14 protein-coding genes are annotated in these 18,611 nt (G+C 68.5%); 8 read left to right on the top strand and 6 right to left on the bottom strand.

The features are described 5' to 3' along the window. Nucleotides 1-170: 170 nt before the first annotated feature. The 4 genes from rfbA to rfbC all read right to left on the bottom strand — a co-directional run bounded on the left by rfbA (nucleotide 171) and on the right by rfbC (nucleotide 3,595). A complete protein-coding gene (gene rfbA / locus ACOHX0_RS19265; protein ID WP_420678804.1) occupies nucleotides 171-1,043 on the bottom strand; it encodes a glucose-1-phosphate thymidylyltransferase RfbA in 873 nt (290 codons plus the stop codon). Continuing rightward, complete coding sequence (rfbD, locus tag ACOHX0_RS19260) at nucleotides 1,040-1,891, bottom strand: dTDP-4-dehydrorhamnose reductase (protein WP_420678802.1); 852 nt, start codon at nucleotides 1,889-1,891, stop codon at nucleotides 1,040-1,042. Before rfbD ends, rfbA begins: the two co-directional genes overlap by 4 nt. Nucleotides 1,892-1,955: 64 nt before the next feature. Continuing rightward, nucleotides 1,956-3,008 carry a dTDP-glucose 4,6-dehydratase gene (gene rfbB, locus ACOHX0_RS19255; protein ID WP_420678801.1) on the bottom strand — a complete coding sequence of 351 codons (1,053 nt, stop codon included), beginning with the start codon at nucleotides 3,006-3,008 and terminating at the stop codon, nucleotides 1,956-1,958. Nucleotides 3,009-3,040: 32 nt separating this feature from the next. Further along, a complete protein-coding gene (rfbC, locus tag ACOHX0_RS19250) occupies nucleotides 3,041-3,595 on the bottom strand; it encodes a dTDP-4-dehydrorhamnose 3,5-epimerase (RefSeq protein WP_420678800.1) in 555 nt (184 codons plus the stop codon). Between the two features lie 157 nt (nucleotides 3,596-3,752). Here rfbC and ACOHX0_RS19245 point away from each other — a divergent pair, with 157 nt between their 5' ends. Further along, nucleotides 3,753-4,994 (top strand): glycosyltransferase family 4 protein, encoded by a 1,242-nt coding sequence (locus ACOHX0_RS19245; RefSeq protein ID WP_420678798.1) that lies wholly within the window; start codon nucleotides 3,753-3,755, stop codon nucleotides 4,992-4,994. A gap of 564 nt (nucleotides 4,995-5,558) precedes the next feature. Here the strand turns inward: ACOHX0_RS19245 and ACOHX0_RS19240 are convergent. After that, on the bottom strand, nucleotides 5,559-6,221 hold the full coding sequence (locus ACOHX0_RS19240) for a helix-turn-helix transcriptional regulator (protein WP_420678797.1): 663 nt from the start codon (nucleotides 6,219-6,221) through the stop codon (nucleotides 5,559-5,561). 876 nt (nucleotides 6,222-7,097) lie between these two features. Between ACOHX0_RS19240 and ACOHX0_RS19235 the strand changes: the two genes are divergently transcribed. The 6 genes from ACOHX0_RS19235 to ACOHX0_RS19210 all read left to right on the top strand — a co-directional run bounded on the left by ACOHX0_RS19235 (nucleotide 7,098) and on the right by ACOHX0_RS19210 (nucleotide 15,177). Beyond that, nucleotides 7,098-8,105, top strand: coding sequence for a helix-turn-helix transcriptional regulator (locus ACOHX0_RS19235; protein ID WP_420678796.1), 1,008 nt, complete (start codon nucleotides 7,098-7,100; stop codon nucleotides 8,103-8,105). Then, complete coding sequence (locus ACOHX0_RS19230) at nucleotides 8,102-8,731, top strand: hypothetical protein (RefSeq protein WP_420678795.1); 630 nt, start codon at nucleotides 8,102-8,104, stop codon at nucleotides 8,729-8,731. Before ACOHX0_RS19235 ends, ACOHX0_RS19230 begins: the two co-directional genes overlap by 4 nt. Nucleotides 8,732-8,914: 183 nt before the next feature. Beyond that, entirely contained in the window at nucleotides 8,915-11,254 is a 2,340-nt protein-coding gene (locus ACOHX0_RS19225; RefSeq protein ID WP_420678794.1) for a calcium-binding protein, read from the top strand. Between the two features lie 154 nt (nucleotides 11,255-11,408). Then, nucleotides 11,409-13,166 (top strand): type I secretion system permease/ATPase, encoded by a 1,758-nt coding sequence (locus ACOHX0_RS19220; protein WP_420678793.1) that lies wholly within the window; start codon nucleotides 11,409-11,411, stop codon nucleotides 13,164-13,166. Next, nucleotides 13,163-14,560 (top strand): HlyD family type I secretion periplasmic adaptor subunit, encoded by a 1,398-nt coding sequence (locus ACOHX0_RS19215; protein WP_420678792.1) that lies wholly within the window; start codon nucleotides 13,163-13,165, stop codon nucleotides 14,558-14,560. Before ACOHX0_RS19220 ends, ACOHX0_RS19215 begins: the two co-directional genes overlap by 4 nt. A 404-nt stretch (nucleotides 14,561-14,964) precedes the next feature. Beyond that, the gene (locus ACOHX0_RS19210; protein WP_420678791.1) at nucleotides 14,965-15,177 is read left to right on the top strand and encodes a hypothetical protein; all 213 of its coding nucleotides are present in this window, start codon (nucleotides 14,965-14,967) and stop codon (nucleotides 15,175-15,177) included. Nucleotides 15,178-15,655: 478 nt separating this feature from the next. Here the strand turns inward: ACOHX0_RS19210 and ACOHX0_RS19205 are convergent, their stop codons facing one another. Then, the gene (locus ACOHX0_RS19205; protein WP_420678790.1) at nucleotides 15,656-16,678 is read right to left on the bottom strand and encodes a replication initiator protein A; all 1,023 of its coding nucleotides are present in this window, start codon (nucleotides 16,676-16,678) and stop codon (nucleotides 15,656-15,658) included. A gap of 485 nt (nucleotides 16,679-17,163) precedes the next feature. Between ACOHX0_RS19205 and ACOHX0_RS19200 the strand changes: the two genes are divergently transcribed. Further along, on the top strand, nucleotides 17,164-18,579 hold the full coding sequence (locus ACOHX0_RS19200) for an AAA family ATPase (RefSeq protein WP_420678789.1): 1,416 nt from the start codon (nucleotides 17,164-17,166) through the stop codon (nucleotides 18,577-18,579). The last annotated feature ends 32 nt before the right edge of the window (nucleotides 18,580-18,611 follow it).

Genomic DNA, 18,611 nt, shown 5'->3' with positions numbered 1-18,611 from the left:
CCCGCCGCCCTGCACCTGCCGCACCGGCACCGCGCCGCCGCCCGCGGCGGCTTTTTGATCTGCAGATTTTGTTGAGGCGCGCTTGCGGGGCAGCTCCGCCCGGCATGGCCCAAGGGCAGGCCGCGCGGAGGCTGACGCCTCCCTTGACCCGGCGCCCGCGGCCCGGCGGCTTACCTCAGCAGCCGCTCCAGGTAGGCGCCATAGGAATTCTTGGCAAAAAGCTCGGCGCGCTCTTTCAGCTGCGCCGCGCCGATCCAGCCCAGCTGCCAGGCGATCTCCTCCGGGCAGCCCGACTGCAGCCCCTGGCGCTCGTGCAGCGTGCGCACGAAATTGCCCGCATCCAGCAGCGAGCCGTGGGTGCCGGTATCGAGCCAGGCATAGCCGCGGCCCATGGTCTCGACAGAGAGCAGCCCCTCGCTGAGATACATCTGCAGAAGATCGGTGATCTCCAGTTCGCCGCGCGGCGACGGCGTCACCATCCTGGCGCGCTCGGGCGCGGTGCCGTCGAGGAAATAGAGCCCGGTGACCGCATAGTTGGAGGGCGGCTGGCTGGGCTTTTCGATGATCTCGCGGGCGCGGCCCTCGCCGTCGAACGCCACCACGCCGTAGCGTTCCGGATCGGCCACGTGATAGCCGAAGACGGTGCCGCCTGTGTCTTGCGCATCCGCCGCCGCCAGCCGTTTCGGCAGGCCGTGGCCAAAGAAGATGTTGTCGCCCAGGACCAGCGCCGACGGGCTGCCCGCCAGGAAGTCTTCCGCCAGGATGAAGGCCTGCGCCAGGCCATCGGGCGAGGGCTGCACAACATAGGTCAGCGACACCCCCCACTGGCTGCCATCGCCCAGCAGCCGCTGGAACTGCTCCTGGTCCTGCGGCGTGGTGATCACGCAGATCTCACGGATGCCCGCCAGCATCAGCACGGACAGCGGATAATAGATCATCGGCTTGTCATAAAGCGGCAGGAGCTGCTTCGAGACAGCCATGGTGATCGGATAGAGCCTTGTGCCCGAGCCGCCTGCCAGGATGATGCCTTTGCGTGCCGTCATGAAACCTCTCCCAGATCTTTCAGAATATCCTTGAGCCCTGCCCGCCAGTCAGGCTGCGGGAGGCCGAAAACCGTCTCTAACGCGGTGCAGTCGAGCCTGGAGTTCAAAGGCCGCGCCGCCGGGGTCGGGTAGGCGGATGTCGGAATATCCTCCACCGCGCAATCCACGCCTGCACGGGCAAAGATCTCCCGTGCAAAGCCGGCCCAGCTGGTTTCGGGCGCACCCGCCAGGTGATAGATGCCCGCCTTCCGCGGGTCCGCGCCCAGCTGCCGCGCCATCTCCAGGCAAGCCGCGGCGATATCGCGCGCGGGCGTCGGCGCGCCCACCTGATCCGCGACGATGCTGAGCCGCTCGCGCTCGCGGCCGAGCCGCAGCATGGTTTTCACGAAATTATGGCCATGCGCCGAGACTACCCAGGAGGTGCGCAGCACCGCATAGGCCCCGCCTGCCGCGCAGGTCAGCGCCTCGCCCCTGAGCTTGGAGCGGCCATAGGCATTCACGGGGGAGGCGGCATCGCCGGGCTGCCAGGGCACCGCACCGCTGCCGCCGAAGACGTAATCGGTGGAGACGGTGACAAAGGGAATATCCAGCTCCGCGCAGGCCCGCGCCATCGCGCCGGGGGCTTCGCCGTTGATCACCGTGGCCAGCGCCTCTTCCTCCTCGGCCTTGTCCACCGCGGTATAGGCGGCGGCGTTGATCACGGCGGCCGGCGCCCGGGCACGGATGGCCGCGGCGCAGGCTTCGGGATCGGAGAGATCCGCCTGATCGCGCCCCAGACAGGTGACGCCTTCATGCGCCGCCAGTTCGCGCGCCAGCTGGCCGGTCCTGCCGAAGACGAGGGTGGTCATGGGTATTCTCCGAAGTCTCCCGCCCGGCGGTGCCGCCGGGCAGCCCTCTGCGGCTTGCCTGCCCTCACTTGCCGGTCCCCAGCCGCTGGCCGACGCCGTCGCGGTCCTGCAGCGCCCGCCACCAGGCCTCGTTTTCGAGATACCACTCAACGGTGCGCTCCAGGCCTTCCTCGACCGTGACCGAGGGCCGCCAGCCCAGTTCGTTCCGGATGCGGGAGGGGTCGATCGCGTACCGCGCATCATGGCCCGGGCGGTCGCTGACAAAGGTGATCTGGTCCTTGTAGGACTTGCCGTCTTCCCGCGGGCGCTTCTGATCCAGAATGCCGCAGAGCGTCTGCACCAGCTCCAGGTTGGTCCGCTCGTTTTCGCCGCCGATGTTGTAGGACCGCCCCAGCGCCCCCTTTTGCACCACCAGCAGCAGCGCATCCGCGTGGTCCTCGACATAAAGCCAGTCGCGCACGTTGGAGCCGTCGCCGTAGATCGGCAGCGGCTTGCCTGCCAGCGCATTGAGGATCACCACCGGAATGAGCTTCTCCGGGAAGTGGTAGGGCCCGTAGTTGTTGGAGCAATTGGTGAGCACCACCGGCAGGCCGTAGGTCTCGTGCCAGGCCCTGACCAGATGGTCGCTGGCCGCCTTGGAGGCGGAATAGGGCGAGCGCGGATCATAGGCGGTCTCTTCGGTGAACAGCGCCGCCGGGTCGGCGGGCAGGCTGCCATAGACCTCGTCGGTGGAGATGTGATGGAAACGGAAACCCTCCGGCCTGCCCGCCCGGGTCCAGTACTTGCGGGCCGCCTCCAGCATGTTGAAGGTGCCGGTGATATTGGTTTCGATGAAATCGCCCGGCCCGTCGATCGAACGGTCGACATGGCTTTCGGCGGCCAGGTGCATCACCGCATCCGGCTCATGGGTCTCGAACACGCGGTCCAGCGCCGCCCGGTCGCGGATATCGGCCTCGGCAAAGGCATAAGACGGGCTCTGCGCCGCCTCCGCCACATTCTCCAGGCAGGCGGCATAAGTCAGCGCGTCGAGGTTCACCACCTGATGGCCGCGGCTCACCGCCAGCCGCACCACCGCAGAGCCAATGAAGCCGGCCCCGCCGGTCACAAGAAGTTTCATTCCGCGCCTCCGGCTGCGAGCAGTTTCATGGCTTATCCTTCCCAGGTGAAGGGGCTGTCGAACTCTGCAAATCCCGGGGCCGCGGCATCCTTCTCCGACAGGACGGGCGCGCCTGCAAAGCCCCAATCGATGCCGCAGCTGTCCCAGGCCACCGCCCCGTCACAGTCCGGCGCATAATAATCGGTGCATTTATAAATGATCTCGGTATCGGACGTCCTTGTAATAAAGCCATGCAAAAACCCTTTGGGCACCAGAAGCTGCCTGCCGTTTTCCGCCGTCAGTTCGATCCCGAACCATTTTCCATAGCTAGGCGAGCCCCTGCGGATGTCCACCGCCACATCGAACATCGCACCCCGGCCGCAGCGCACCAGCTTGTCCTGGGCATGCGGCGGCGCCTGGTAATGCAGCCCCCGCAGGATCCCCGGCGCCACCGACAGCGAGTGGTTGTCCTGCACGAAGTCGAGATCGATGCCCTGCTCCTGCATCCGCCGCCGGTTCCAGCTCTCGCTGAAAAACCCGCGCGCATCGCCATAGCGCGCCGGCGTCAGCACCTTCAGCCCCGGCAATCCTGTCTCTTCTATCTGCATCGCGTCCGCCCCGGCTCCTGCTTGCGTGTTTCCGCCCCCTCCTACCCGCCGCAGACCGCCAGCGCCAGTGGCCGCGCAGGCACAGCCGCGGCGCCAGCGGCAAATCCGGCACAACGCCGCCTTGCATCCCCTCTCCCCGCGCGGCAACCATGGGGCCATGAAAATCCTGTTCGTGCATCAGAACATGCCCGGCCAGTACCGCGAGCTGGCGCCCTGGCTGGCGGCGCAGGGCGGCCATGAGATCGTCTTCCTGACCCAGCGCAACGATGTGCAGCTGGCGGGGATCAGGACGCTCACCTACAAGCCGTTCCGCACCCCCGGAAAGGATGCCTTCGGCCTCTCCAAAGACTGGGAGGCGGCGGCGGGCGCCGGGCTGGGCGCGGCGCTGGCGGCGCGGCAGCTCAAGGACGCGGGCTTCACCCCCGACATCATCATCGGCCACACCGGCTGGGGCGAGCTGTTGTTCATGAAGGACCCCTACCCGGATGTCCCGATCATCGGCTTTTTCGAGTATTTCTACCGCACCTCGGGCGGGCTGGTCGGCTTCGATCCGGAAAACCCGCCCAACGGCCAGGCCTATTTCTTCGCCGAGGCGCGCAATGCCGTGCCTTATGCCAGCATCGAGCTGGTCGACCAGGGCCATGTGCCCACCGCCTGGCAGCGCGACCGGTTCCCGGCCAGTTTCCATTCCCGCATGTATCTCTGCCATGACGGCATCCGCACCGACAGGCTGGGCCCCGGTCCCGCTGCCACGGTCGGGCTGGGGCGGCTCCCGCGCCCGCTCACCCGCGAGGATGAGGTGGTCACATACATCGCCCGCAACATGGAGCGTGCCCGCGGCTTCCACACCATGATGCGCGCCCTGCCCCGGATCCAGGCGCAGCGTCCCAATGCGCGCGTGCTGATGATCGGCGGCAGCGAGACCTCCTATGGCGCCGAGAGCAAGCATCCCGGCGGATTGCGCGGCGAGATGGAGGCAGAGCTCGGCGATAGCGTCGACTGGAGCCGGGTGCATTTCCTCGGCAAAGTGCCTTATGACGATCTCTGCCGGATCATCCAGATCAGCCGCTGCCACATCTACCTGACCATGCCCTTCGTGCTGAGCTGGTCGCTGCTGGAGGCGATGGCGATGCAGGCCACCATCGTGGCCGCCGATGTGGCGCCGGTGCGCGAGGCCGTCACCCATGGCGAGACCGGGCTCCTGGTCGATTTCTTCAGCCCCGAAAAGCTCGCCGGTCAGGTTGCGGATGTGCTCGCCAATCCCGGCGATTACGCCCATCTGGGCCCGGCGGCCCGCGCCCATGCGGTGGAGAAGTATGACTTCCTCAGCCGCTGCCTGCCGGAGCATATCGCCCAGATCAATGCCCTCGTGCCGGAGGCACGGAAAATAAGACTGTAGCCGGAGGCACGGAAAATAAGTCTGTAGCCGGAGGCACGGAAAATACGACTGTAGCCCGAGGCACCGAAGATCAAAGGCTAGCGGGAGGCGCACAACTCCAGGCCTTGGCGCGGGCCGTGTCCCCATGCGCCGGGTCAAGGAGGCCGCCAGGCCCCGCAAAGCGGCGTGTCCTTGACGCGGAGGCTCCAAGCACATTTGAAAACGGCCTTGAAGACAGACCTGCTTTTCAAGGCCGTCTCAGCCAAAACCGCCGCGTAGCGGCGCCCAAGGCTTTTCGAAAAGCCTTGGCAAAAGTTTTCCGCAAAACTTTTGCGCCCCGCCCGTTTCCCCCGGTCCGCCCACCGGCCGGATGCGGGCAGGCCCCGGTCCCGCCCGCATCCGGCAAGCGGCGCGCCGCGGCCCGTGCCGCCGCCCGCCTGTGGCATTGTCCTGGCCCGCTCCTGGCTGGCATTACAGGCCGCCGGTTCGGGACCCGGACCCGGTCCCGGCGGCCGGCGCCGGCAGGTCTGATCCGCAGGCCGGCCCTAGAGGCCGGCGCTGCCAGGTCTGATCCGCAGGCCGGCCCTAGAGGCCGGCGCTGCCGCGGGCCGGGCCCGGGTCCGTCCCGGCGGCGGGCGGCGGCAGCTGTTCCGAGGCCCAGAGCGCCGCCTGGGTGCGGTTCTTGGCGCCGATCTTGCGGAAACAGGTGCGCAGATGCACTTTCACCGTGGCCTCGCAGATGCCGAGCTCATTGGCGATGCTCTTGTTGGTGGCGCCTTCGGTCAGCTTGGCCAGGATCAGCTGCTCGCGGTCCGACAGCCCGTGCGCATGCGGCGCGGGCGCAAGCCGCGGCCCCGGCGCGGCAGCAGCCTCCGCCGCCGGCCCGGCCCCCGCGCCGGTCCCGTTCTGCGGCCCGCCGGCGCCATGCAGCAGGATGCGGTAGCCGTCCTGCACCACCTGCAGCGCCGCGATCAGCGCATCGGCGGATTTGCGTTCCGGGATCACCGCCTCGGCATAGGCGCTGAGCCCGGCCTGGGTGGCGGCCGGGCAGCCGTCGCCGGTGACCAGGATCAGCAGCGCGCTGCCGTTGCGGGCGCGGAAGCCGCGCAGCGCGGCAAACAGCGCAGGTCCGGTGTCATGGCTGTAGTACAGCACCAGGTCGCTGCCGGGCAGTTCCGGCAGCTCCTCCAGGCTGCCGCGGCACAGGCCGGTCTGGTAATGATGCGCTTCACAGATGGACAGAAACATGTCTCTGAGAAGCCTGCTCTCCCCCACGATATGCACAGGCATTAAAAAACTCCCTTACTCGCAAATGCCGGATGCATGCATCCGGCCTGTCCCCCGGGGCCTGTTTCCCGGACGGCCGCACCCCTGCCGGCCGCCCTGCAGCGCTGCCACGCCCCATTCACACAACAACACCCTGCCGCCGCCCTTCGGGCCCCGGCCGCTGCTGCGGCCGTGTCCTGATCGTAAAAGCTAACATTCCGCGGCCCGGAGAAACCGCCCCGCCCCGCAATCCTGGGGAAAGGGCCTTGGGCCTGGCAGCGGCGGACGGGTGTCAAACACTTCTGATGCGCACTGCTGGACTTAAAGCGTAGCGAATCTGCCCATTCTTGTTAAGGAGCTTGACCAGCCCGGCCTGCCCTTTTCGGCTGCGGGCCCCGGGTGTGCGGCGCCGGATCCGGCTTAACCTCTGTTTTGCAAGCATTAAGCTATCGTAAAATATGCTGCGCCGCATTGTCTCCAAAGGAGAAACGCAGTGTTTCCCGCAGCCCGCTTACAATTTTAAGAAAGTCTCAACCAAGATCAACACAACCCCAGGTTTTTTAGATTCGGCGCCCCTGCCCCCTCCCGCTTACACCTATGGTGGTAACACCCCGCGCCCGGCCGCCGCTTCCGCGCCCGCCGCGCCGCCTTCGGCGTACCTCCTCTGCCCGATTTGCGGCAGCCTGCGCTGTGCTACCTTAAAGAGCATTCATTGCGATATGCCGGGGGGCAATAATGGTTATGTTGAGCACGTCCGCCAGTCAGGCGGGCCGGTTACTATTCTCTCAGTCTCTTCAACGACAAATCTCTTCTCTGAGCGCCACCGCACTGGTCCAGACCGGCAGCCGCACGGCGCCGGTGCTGACCATTTCGGACAGCGCCCGCGGCAGCGCCGGGCCGGATCCGCACCAGGCGCGGCTGTTGCGGCGCCAGCTGCGCCCGGGCGCGCCCTGCGGGCTGCGCAAGCGGCGGCGCCAGGGGGCGGCGGCGGCACAGCTTGCCGCCTGCCTGCCGCAGGAGCTGCAGCAGGAGTTCCTCGGCGGGGCCGGCTGGACGCTGTTCTCCTGCGCCTTCGAGGACGGCAGCGAGGATTTGATCGCGCTGAAGCTCGAAGGCGGCCCGCATGATGCCCATTGCGGCGACATCCTGCAGGCGATCTGGCCGGTGCTGCGCGAGGATTCCCTGCGCGAGCTGACCGGCGAGACCCAGGCGGCGGTGACCAGCGCGCTGCTGTGGACGATCTCCGAGAAGACCGACAGCGCGGTGCTGGTGCTTTCGGCCGAGGGCGCGCTGCTGCATTGCAACGGCAGCGGCCGCGACGTGCTCAAGAGCGGCCACCTGCTGCAGGAGCGCGGCGGCCGCCTCAGCTGCGCCAGCCCGGGCGAGACCGCGGGCTTTTACGCCGCGGTGGCGGAATGCGCCCGCAGCCGCCGCGGCGGCGCCCGCCAATCCGGGCCCGAGAGCCCGCCCGGCCAGCCCGGCCAGCCCGGCCAGCCCGCCCGCACGCGCGAGCTGATCCTGTTCCTCGAGGACCGCGAGAGCGGCATGCGGCTGCCGGTCTCGCTGACCCGCTACCGCTGCGCCGGCGCCGATGCGCCGCTGGTGGTGGCGATCCTGCCGCGCCAGCCCGACCGCACAAGGATCGAGATGCTGGCCCAGAAGATGGGGCTCTCGCCCGCCGAGGCACGGGTCGCGGCGCTGATTCAGCTGGGGCTTTCGAACCGCGAGGCGGCGCATATCGCGGGCCTCAAGGAGCAGACCTTCAACACCTATGCCAAGCGGGTGCTGGCCAAGCTGCAGGCCGCGGGCCGCGCCGAGATGGCGCAGCGGCTGACCTGGCAGGCCTCGCTGGGGAGAGCATCATGAACACGTTCAGCTCCGGCGCCCCCGTCCAGGGCCCGCCCGCCCCGGCCGGACAGCCGCAACGGGCGGGCGCCCGGAAACCGGGCCAGAAACACGGCCAGGCCGCAGGCCGGACACAGGGCCTGACAGGGGCCCAGGCAGGGGGCAACCCGGACGCAGCGGTGCAGCCGCCGCGGCTGAGCCCGGCGGTGCTGGCGCAGATCGCCAATGCCCTGCGCCAGGGCGGCGCCTCCGGACCGGCGCTGGCGGCCCAGGCCGATCTGGTGGCGCTGCACAAGCGCATCGCGGAGATGTTCACCACTTTGAACGAGGGCCTCGGCGCCCAGACGACCCGGAAGGCCGCCGCCGACCGCGCCGCGCTCGGCGCCCGCCTCGACCAGCTCGAGGCGGCGGTGGACCGGATGGAAGGCGCGCTCAGGATCGAGTTCGAGCCGGTGCTGAAGGCGGCCCTGGCGGAAGCGCTGTCCGACGCCGCGCCCGCGCCGCACCGCCGCTGGCGGGGGGGGCTGGCGGCCGCGCTTCTGGCCGCGGCCGCCCTGGCGGCCGGCGCCTGGTGGCACGCGCCGCTGCAGCAGGCTGCGGACACGGCGGCGCAGAGCCTGGCCGCCTGGCTGGGAAGCGCGGGCTGAAGCGCTGATTTTGTCCCCATTTGGGGGCAGCGCCGGCCTTGGATCTGCGCTGCAATACAACAGGAAGGCAACACGACGCCTTTTTGCGCCAGCCGCGCTCAGCGGCGGTGGCGCCGGCGGGGGCCTCACCCGGGCAGCAGCTGCTGCCCCGCCCTGAACAAGTTAACGAGGAGGAAGTTTACCATGGGTAAAAAAGACCAGAACCCCGATTGGGAGGTCTGCGATCCGACCTGCGATATCCGCTACAGCGATAACAAGTTCGATCCCGACTACAATGACGGCACCACCGAATGGGGCGGCACCGACGGCAATGTGATCGATCTCAACGACCACGATGCCGGCGACAATGCCTCCGCCGGGGCCGGCGATGACGCGGTCTACGGCAACGAGCGCAACAACCGCATCGATGGCGAGGAAGGCCAGGACTACATCGAAGGCCAGAACGGCCATGACGACATCCGCGGCGGCTCCGGCGACGACTACCTGTTCGGCGGCAACGCCGACGGTATCGGCAACCCGGCCGACCCCCGCGATGACGGCGACGACTGGATCGACGGCGAATCCGGCTGCGATTACATCGACGGCGAAACCGGCGATGACACCCTCCTGGGCGGCAAGCACAGCGACACCGTGTTCGGCGGCGACGGCGATGACCAAATCTTCGGCGACGATGCCGACGGCGACTACAGCTACAAGGACGGCGACCGCGGCGACTACCTCTATGGCGAGCTCGGCGACGACTGCATGGACGGTGAAGGCGGCGACGACTGGATGTGGGGCGACATGGGCCAGTCCGGCGAGACCCGCCAGGACGGCGACGACACCATGTACGGCCGCGACGGCGACGACCGGATGAACGGCCAGGGCGGCAATGACCGCATGGCCGGCGGGCTCGGCGACGACCTGGTGATCGGCGGCTCCGGCGACGACGAGATGTTCGGCGACGAGCGCCAGTCGCAGAACGACGACCTTGATTTCGGCGCCGACAACGGCACCGGCAACAAGACCGAGCAGGTCGACGGCGACGACTGCATCCTGGGCGGTGACGGCAACGACAGCATGGACGGCCAGGGCGGCGACGACACCATGTTCGGTGAAGACGACGACGACCTGATGCAGGGCGGCCGCGGCAACGACCTGATGGACGGCGGCGCCGGCCGCGACGACGTCAACGGCGGCGCGGGCATCGACACCATGCGCGGCGGCTCCAACAACGACGTGCTGGAAGGCGGCGCCCAGGGCGACCTGATCTTCGGCGACCATGGCGCGGTGAAGGGCTACAACATCGACTGGAGCTGCTGCGACGACGACGAGGAGAACGGCGCAGAGACAAACGGCCATGCCGTGCCCGACGGCCTGAAGGAAGTCGACTGCCCGGACTGCTACACGCCCATCGACGAGGGCCCGGAAGGCAATGACCGCATCCGCGGCGGCTCCGGCAATGACACCATGTTCGGCGAAGGCGGCGATGACGTGATCGTCAGCGGCCGCGGCGACGACCTGGGCTTTGGCGGCACCGGCAATGACCGCCTGTCCGGCAACCTCGGCAATGACACGCTGTTCGGCGAAAACGGCGACGACTGCGTGAATGGCAACGCCGGCGATGACGTGTTGTTCGGCGGCAGGGACAACGACACCGTGAAGGGCGGCAGCGGCGACGACACCATGGATGGCGGCAGCGGCAGCGACATCATGAAAGGCGGCACCGGTGAGGATGTCATGGACGGCGGCACCGGCAACGACCGGATGTACGGCGGGCGGCACAATGACGTCATGCGCGGCAACGACGGCAACGACACGCTGAAGGGCCAGGGCGGCGACGATTTCCTGGACGGCGAAGCCGGCAGGGACACGCTGGAAGGCGGCTTTGGCAACGACGTGCTGGAAGGCGGCACCGAGAACGACAAGCTGTTTGGCAACAGCGGCAACGACTGCCTCTACGGCGAGGAAGGCAATGACCGCCTGGACGGCGGCAACGGCAACGACTTCCTCGATGGCGGCGCCGGTGACGACACGCTCGCGGGCGGCTTCGGCACCGACTTCCTGAAAGGCGGCGAAAGCGATGACTGGCTGATGGGCGGCAACGGCAAGGATGTCTTCATCGTCGACCTGACCTGGGACGGCGCCAGCTTTGCCTCCACCGATGGCAGCGACGATATCAAGGACTTCGATATCGACCAGGACCACGACGTGCTGCTGTTCCGCGTCACCAACGTGGGCGGCGGCCTCGGCACCTCGGCGCAGGATGCCTTCGAGGAGCTCAATGAAAATGGCGGCGCCACGGTCACCGACAACGGCGCCAACACCACCATCGATGTGGGCGGCGCCTCGGTGAAGATCGTCGGGCTGACCGGCCGCGAGGCACCGTTCACCTCGCTCGGCCAGGACGCCATCCCGATCGGCGGCGTCGGCATCAACGCGGTGACCACCGGCGATGCGGGCTCTTACGAGGCGATCCGGGTGCTGGCATCCGACACTGGCTTCGATGACAGCTTCGACAACATCTGGGGTCACGCAGTCTGAGCCATAGGAACGGCGGGCCCGGGGCAACCCCCGGGCCCGTCCAGCCCTGGTTCAGGACAGCGATTTGGTCCCCGGCCAAGGATTGCCTCCTTGGACCAGGGCGCTGGTTTCCAGATTCATAACTTCACAATCGTGCAGCCGGGGGGCTACGACAATGAAGGTAAGACGGGTATTTGACGGCCAGAGGGGGGTGATCGCCGCAATTTTCACGGCGAGCATGTTTGTCAACCTCCTGGTGCTGACAGCGCCGCTTTATATGCTGCAACTGTTTGCCCGGGTCATGGCCTCGGGCAGCATTCCCACATTGATTGCTTTGACCGCCGGCGCAGCGATTGCGCTGGCGTTTTTCTTTCTCTTCGACATGATCCGCCAGCGCCTGGTGGCGCGGCTTGGCGCCCGGCTCGAGGCGCGGCTGAGCCCGGCGGTGCTGGAAGGGCTGATCAGCGGCCCGCCCGCCCTGCGCGGCGGCGAGCCGATCCGCGACGTCCAGGAGCTGCGCGGCTTTGTCACCAGCCCGCTGTTCATCGCGCTGCTGGATGCGCCCTGGGCGCTGCTGTTCCTGGCGCTGATCTTCGTGTTCAGCCCGGTGCTGGGGCTGGTGGCGCTGGCCGGGCTGTCGCTTCTGTTCGGGCTTGGCCTGCTGAGCGAGCTGCTGGCCCGGCGGCCGATGGACGAGGCCGGCAAGCATGCCGCCGAGACCAATGCCGCGGTGGAGGAAATGCTGCTGAACGCCGGGCTGATCCGCGCCATGGGCAAGACCGGCGCGCTGATCGGGCGCTGGCAGCTGAAGGCGTTTTCGGCGCTCCTGTTCAACACCGCCGCCACCGACCGCACGGCGCTGATCTCCTCGCTCGCCAAGGCGCTGCGCATGGGGCTGCAGATCGCGGTGCTGGGGGTTGGCGTGGTGCTGGTGATCAACAACCAGCTGACGCCGGGGCTGATGATCGCCGCCTCGATCCTCCTGGGCCGCGCCGCGGCGCCGGTGGAACAGTCGATCGCGGGCTGGCGCGGCTTCCTGAAGGCGCGCGCCGCGCACGGCCGGCTCAACGCCTTCCTGGCCCGGCTCGGGGAGACGCCGGAGCGCATCGCCCTGCCCGATCCCGAGGGCCGGCTGTCGGTGGAGGGCGCCAGCGTGCTGCTGCCCGGCCGCCCCGAGCCGCTGCTCCTGGACATCACCCTGAAGCTGGAGCCGGGCCAGTCGCTCGGGCTTGTCGGCCCCTCCGGTGCCGGCAAGACCACGGAGGCCGATGCGCTGGCGGCGCTGCTGCCGCTTGCGCGCGGCCATATCCGCATCGACGATGCCGCGCTCTCGGACTGGGATCCGGAGCAGATCGGCCAGCACATCGGCTTCCTGCCGCAGCGGGTCGAGCTGTTCCGCGGCACGGTGGCGGAGAACATCGGGCTGATGGACCCGGACGCCAAGCCGTCCGAAGTGGTGGCGGCGGCAAAACTGGCCCAGGTGCACGAGATGATCCTCACCCTCCCCGGCGGCTACAACGCCGAAGCGGGTCCGCGCGGCGAGTTCCTCTCCGCAGGCCAGCGCCAGCGCATCGGCCTTGCACGCGCCTTCTTCGGCAACCGCAAGCTGATCGTGCTGGATGAGCCCAACGCCAATCTTGACCCCGAGGGCGAAGAGGCCCTGGCCCGCGCCATTGAAGCCGCCTGCGAGCGCGGCGCGGTGGTGGTGGCGGTGACCCACCGGCTCAGCCTGCTGCGCCGGGTCAGCCATGCCGCCCTGCTGCAGCAGGGCCGGCTGATGCGCTTCGGCGAGGCGCGCCAGGTGATCCAGGCGGCGCTGCCCGACAGCGCGCGCGCCCACGGCGATCCCAAGATCGCCCCCTTCCGCCACCGCGGCGGAGAGGCCGGCGCCGGCAGCGGCGCTGCGGCCGCCCAGCAAGGAGCAGAGGCATGACATTGCAAGCGCATGATCCCAGGACCCCGGCCCGGCAGAGCGGCTTCCGCGACCTGATGCCCGCCGCCCGGGACCGCGGCGTGGCCCTGCCCGCGCGGCCGCCGGAACGGGTGCGGCGCCTGGTGCTCTGGCTGGTGGTCTGCGGCTTCGGCCTGTTCGGCGGGCTGGTGTTCTGGGCCACCCGGGCCGAGCTGACCAGCGCGGTGGTCGCGGGCGGCGCCTTCAACGTCGCGGGCGACCGGCTGGCGGTGCAGCATCTGGAGGGCGGCATCCTGCGCGAGATCAACGTCTCCGAAGGCGCCCGGGTCGCGGAGGGCGCGGTGATCGCCCGGCTCGACGGCCGCCGCGCCGCGGCGCAGCTGGCAATCCTGAACGGCCAGCTCGCAAGCCTTCTGGCGCAACAGGCCCGGCTCGAGGCCGAGCTCACCGGCGCGGCGCAGATGCAGATCCCGGCCGAGCTCGCCGCGCTGATCGCCGAGGTGCCGGAACTGGCGCAGCTGGAGGCGGTGCAGCGCGATGTGTTTGCCTCCAACCGCGCCCTGCACGAGGGCCAGATCGAGATCATCCGCGGCCGCATCAGCCAGCTCGGCGACCAGATCGCGGGCCGCGATGCCCGCATCCGCGCCACCGAGGAGCAGCTGGCGCTGGTGCAGGACGACCTCGCGAGCCTCGGGGCGCTGTTCGAAAAGGGGCTGGTGCCGAAGACCCGCATCAGCGACCGCCAGATGCAGCAGAGCGGCCTCCTCGGCACGCTCGGCGCCCTGGAAAGCGACCGCGGCAACGTGCTCGAACGCATCGGCGAGATGGAAGAGCGGCTGCTGCAGACCGGCCGCGACCGCTCCGCCCGCATTGCCGCCGAAAGCCAGCAGGTGCAGGAAACGCTGCTCGACCTGCGCCAGCGCATCGGCGCCACGCGCGACGTGCAGGAGCGGCTGGCGATCCGGGCGCCGCGCAGCGGCCGGGTGGTGGGGCTCAACGTCAACACGCTGGGCCAGGTGCTGGAGCCCGGCCAGACCGTGCTCGAGCTGATGCCCGAAGGCACCGGGCTGATCCTGGAAACCCGGGTGCCGGTGGCCGATATCGACGAGGTCGCCGAGGGCAGCCGGGCGCGGGTGCAATTGACCGCCTACAGCTTCCGCTCCACCCCGCCGGTCCAGGGCGAGGTGGTGATGGTGGCGGCGGGCAGCAGCACCGATCCGCAAACCGGCCAGTCCTACTATCCGGTGCACATCCGCATCGACGACACCGAGCTGGCAGCGCTGCCCAATGTGAAGACGCTGCCCGGCATGCCCGCCCAGGCGATGATCGAGACCGGCCGCCAGACCCTGGCCGACTACATCATCGGCCCGGTGCTGGCGAGCATGTCCCAGGCCCTGAAGGAGGGCCGCGGATAAAAGGCTGGAAGGAGGGCCGCGGCTAAGGGGGGATGGCCGCAGCCCGACCGGGCCCGCCCCAGCCTTGCGAGGCTGGGGCGGGCCTGTTGGTGTTTGCAGCCCCGCCTTCTGCCCTGCCGTGCCTCCGGCCCGGTTTCCTGCCCTGCACGCCGCCCTGCCCGCTGCCTCCCTGCCCGCGCGGGCCCGGCCGGCAGTCTCCCCTGCCCCCCCCTTTTTTTGTCCCGCAGGCCTGTCTCCGGCCCGCCGCTGTGCCCCCTCCGCGCGCGCTTCTGACCCACAGCAGCGCCGCCGCCGCCTTCCGCACCTTGCGGCTATCCTTTTGGCCAGCAGCGCCGGGCCGATGCCGCTGCTATAAACAAGACAGACAACAGATCAGACAGCATCAGCCAAAGGAGATCCGCATCATGGCCCTGATCAGCGCAGTTTCCGGTGCCGCCGCAGGCGCCGCCGCCGCCGCCGCCGGCTACTTTCTCTTCGCAGCTCCGCTGATCGCCCTGGTGGTGCTCTACCCGGTGGTGGGCGAGCTGGTCAGCCGCGCCGTGCAATGGGCCCTGGACCGCAACACCGCGGCAAGCCCGGATCACGCGCCCCGCCTGCCCTGCCCCTATTTCGGCTGACCCCGCCCGCCCGCTCCAGTCTCTCTGCCCGCCAAAGCCGCCCTGCCAAACGCTCCCCAGCCTCTCTCTCTCTCTCTCTCTCTCTCTCATTCTTCTCCTCTGTCCGGATCCCTCCCCCGGGTGCCCGGTCCGGCCTGCCGCCTCCCCCCCGGCGGCGCGGCCGGACCGGCAAAAAAGGACCGATCCTGCCCCGATGTTTCGCGCGCGAAACATTAGGGCAATACTGCTTACCTAAATCCGGAATCCTCAAAACAGGCTCTAACACGGGCTTTCAGCCCCTGCCCGCCCAGCACCGCCAGGACGTGCCACCGCCCCCGTCCCTTTTCCTGTCACGGCCCCTGACACGGCCCCTGGCCACTTTCTGGCCCAAAATACCCAAATCCCGCCGCCGCGCCGGGCGCGGCACCCGCGGGTGTGCGGCCAGCCCTCCGCGCGTCTTCCGGCCCCTCTTCCGGCCCGTCTCCCGGCGCAGCGCCCGCTATCCGGCGGCGCGTTTCCTGACCCAGCCGAGGAAGGCGGCATCGGCCTGGCGCAGCCGCGGGCTGCCGGTCCGGACCCACATGGCGCGCCATTCCGCCTCCAGCGCATAGGCATCGGCGCCGGGCATCAGGGCGCAGGCGCGTTCCAGCGTCCCGCGGCGCAGCACCGGCAGGTTCAGCGCCGCATGTCCCCCGCCCGCCTCCGCCGCCGCCTGTTTCTGCGAGAAGCGGATCAGATCGTCCGGCAGCTCCTCCAGCGCGTAGCCCGGCAAGGGCTGTGCGGCGATCATGTCGCGCAGCATCTTGCGGAACACCCGGCGCGGGCTGGCGGAGCCGGATTTCTTCAGCAAGGTCTCGACCGAGATCTGCCAGCCCTCCTGGCGGCCGCAATGCTTGCGCGCCAGCTCGTAGATGCGCCGCTCCAGCGGTTTCCTCAGCCGGAAGTAATCGCGGCTGAGCGTCAGCACCGATTTCGACAGCACCGCGCGGAAGAGCCATTCGGACAGCGTCACTGCGACGCTCACCATCCGCCCGCCCCGCGCTTTCCTGACGATCTCCCACGTCTCGATCAGCCCGAAGCCGGTGGTGACTTCCTTTCCCCCGGTCACGATATTGGTGGTGATGCGGGTGCCCGCGAGCCGCTCGAAGGCCTCGCGCAGGCGGCGGTAGGCATCGCCCGAGGTCTCGCGGTTGGTTGCGACCAGCAGGTCATGCGCGGTCAGATGCAGCGTCCGGCTCACCTGGCGGCCTGCGTTCAGCGCCGCCATCAGCTGGCTGATGCAGAAGATCAGGATGTCCTTGTCGTGGATCGTCGCCAGCCCCTTGACGCTTGGCGTCACGGTGATCTCGGCGCCATTGTGCTCGTAGTTGAGAATGCGCCGGTCCGGCCGGGTCCCGAGCGAGAACAGCGGATGCTCCATCGAGGCGAGGTCGTTCTTGGGGATTGCCCCGAAGATATCGCAGAGGAAGAAATCCCCCTGCCCCTCGGGAGGGAGGCCCCCCGCCGTCAGCTCTGCCGCCATCTGTCTGCCCGTATCCTGCCCCGGTTCCAACACGGCGCGCCGCCGGATTTCTCTGCGCTCCAGCCGACTCGCGGTATCGTGGTTTTGATTACACTCACCCTAGAGTTATCCCCAGCCCCGCACAACGGGGGTTCGGAATCGCCGCTTCGGGGGTTCAGAGTCGTTTGATCGGGGTTTCAGATTCACCGGCCCGGAAAAGGCGCAGGCTTTCGCCAATGAAAAAAGGGCTTTGCGGCGCCCCTCCTGCCCCTGTAACTAATAAATAACTCATATTTAACAGAGCAGAAAATTTTCCAGCGCTCGGAAACCTGCCGGTCCGCCCCCTGCAACCCCCGGATTTGCTTAGAAAAAGCAGGCGATGTGCGCATAATGCTTCCATGTGCCGCGTTTTTTGTTATTCTGCCCGAAACACCGCACATCAACGCGGGGCACACAGTCACAACAGGCCGGGCCGCAAGGTCCGGGGCAACAGCGGGCAGATCCTCATGGCCAGAGATATCCACAGGAAAGACCCCTTGAAGGGCAGCAGCAGCCTGCCGCCCTATTTCAACATCGACCCGGACGCGGCCCTGGCCGAACTGGGCGCGCCTGCCGACACGCCGGGCTTTGCCGCCATCGCCGAGGCCTGCGCCCGCGGCCGCGCCGATCTTGCCAGCCGCGGCCTCAACGAGGCCGGCCGCAAGTCGCTGCGCCTGTTCTCCACCTGGGAAATCACCCGCTACCTGATCCCGGTGGCGCAGGCGCATTTCCGCCGCGTGCTGAAGGCCAACCCCGATCTGCCCCAGGGCCGCAGCGAGACCGAGGGCGGCGCCAAGTGGTTCACCCTGGACGAGGTGCTGACCTTGCGGGCGCATTTTGCGGCGCAAGGCTCCAAGGCCAAGGACTACCGCCCCTACCGCCCCGAAGGCCTGCCCGCCAAGATGGTCGCTGTCGCCAACTTCAAGGGCGGCGTCGGCAAGACCTCGACCGCGGCGCATCTGGCGATGTCGGCGGCACTCGACGGCTACCGGGTGCTGGTGGTGGATCTGGACAGCCAGGGCTCCATGACCTCGATCTTCGGCGGCCGGGTGGAGGACGAATGGCAGACCGCCTTCCCGCTGCTCGCCCGCCACTACGGCACCCACCTGCGGCTGGAGAACCAGCGGCGGCTCGACCGCGGCGATCCCCCCCAGCCGCTCGATGCCGCCCTCGACGCGGCGATGGAGATGACGGCGGCCGACGTGATCCAGAACACCCACTGGCCCAATATCGATCTCATTGGCGCCCAGCTGAACCTCTACTGGGCTGAGTTCCAGATCCCGGTCTGGCGCATGGCGGCGCGGTCCTGGAAGCTGTGGGACGCGCTGACCGAGCGGCTGGAGGCGGACGGGGTGCTGGAGCAATACGACGTGATCTTCATCGACACCCCGCCCGCCCTTGGCTACCTCACCATCAACGGGCTGTCGGCCGCCGACATCCTCTTGGTGCCGATGGGCGCCTCCTTCCTGGAGTTCGACTCGACGGGCCGCTTCTTCGACATGCTGCATTCCACCTTCGCCTCGATCGAGGAAGGCGAGAACCTCGCCGCCCGCGCCCTCGGCCGCCCCGGGCTGGCGTTTGAATGGGATGCGGTGCGCACCGTGATCACCCGCTACGACAGCGCCCAGCAGGGCGAGCTGGCGGGTTTGATGCAGGCCTACATGGGCCCGGTGCTCAGCCCCCACAAACAGGATTACACCGCCCTCATCGGCCAGGCGGGCGAGCAGGTCTCGGGCATCTACGAGGCCGACTACCGCGATTTCAACCGCGAGACCTACGCCCGCGGCCGGGAGACCTTCGACGAGACCTATGCCGCCTTCAAGCGGCTCTTGCTCGGGGTCTGGCGGCGCGAGGAGCTGCAGGCGCAGCGCGCGGCCGAGTAACGCGCAGGCAAGCCCGCTGCCGCACCCTCGCG

It is taken from the genome of Cribrihabitans pelagius (genome assembly GCF_048820915.1).
In the GTDB taxonomy this organism is placed as follows: Bacteria; Pseudomonadota; Alphaproteobacteria; order Rhodobacterales; family Rhodobacteraceae; genus Cribrihabitans_A; species Cribrihabitans_A pelagius.
Note: the sequence above shows the minus strand (reverse complement) of the source record. Positions and strands in the feature narration are given on the sequence as shown.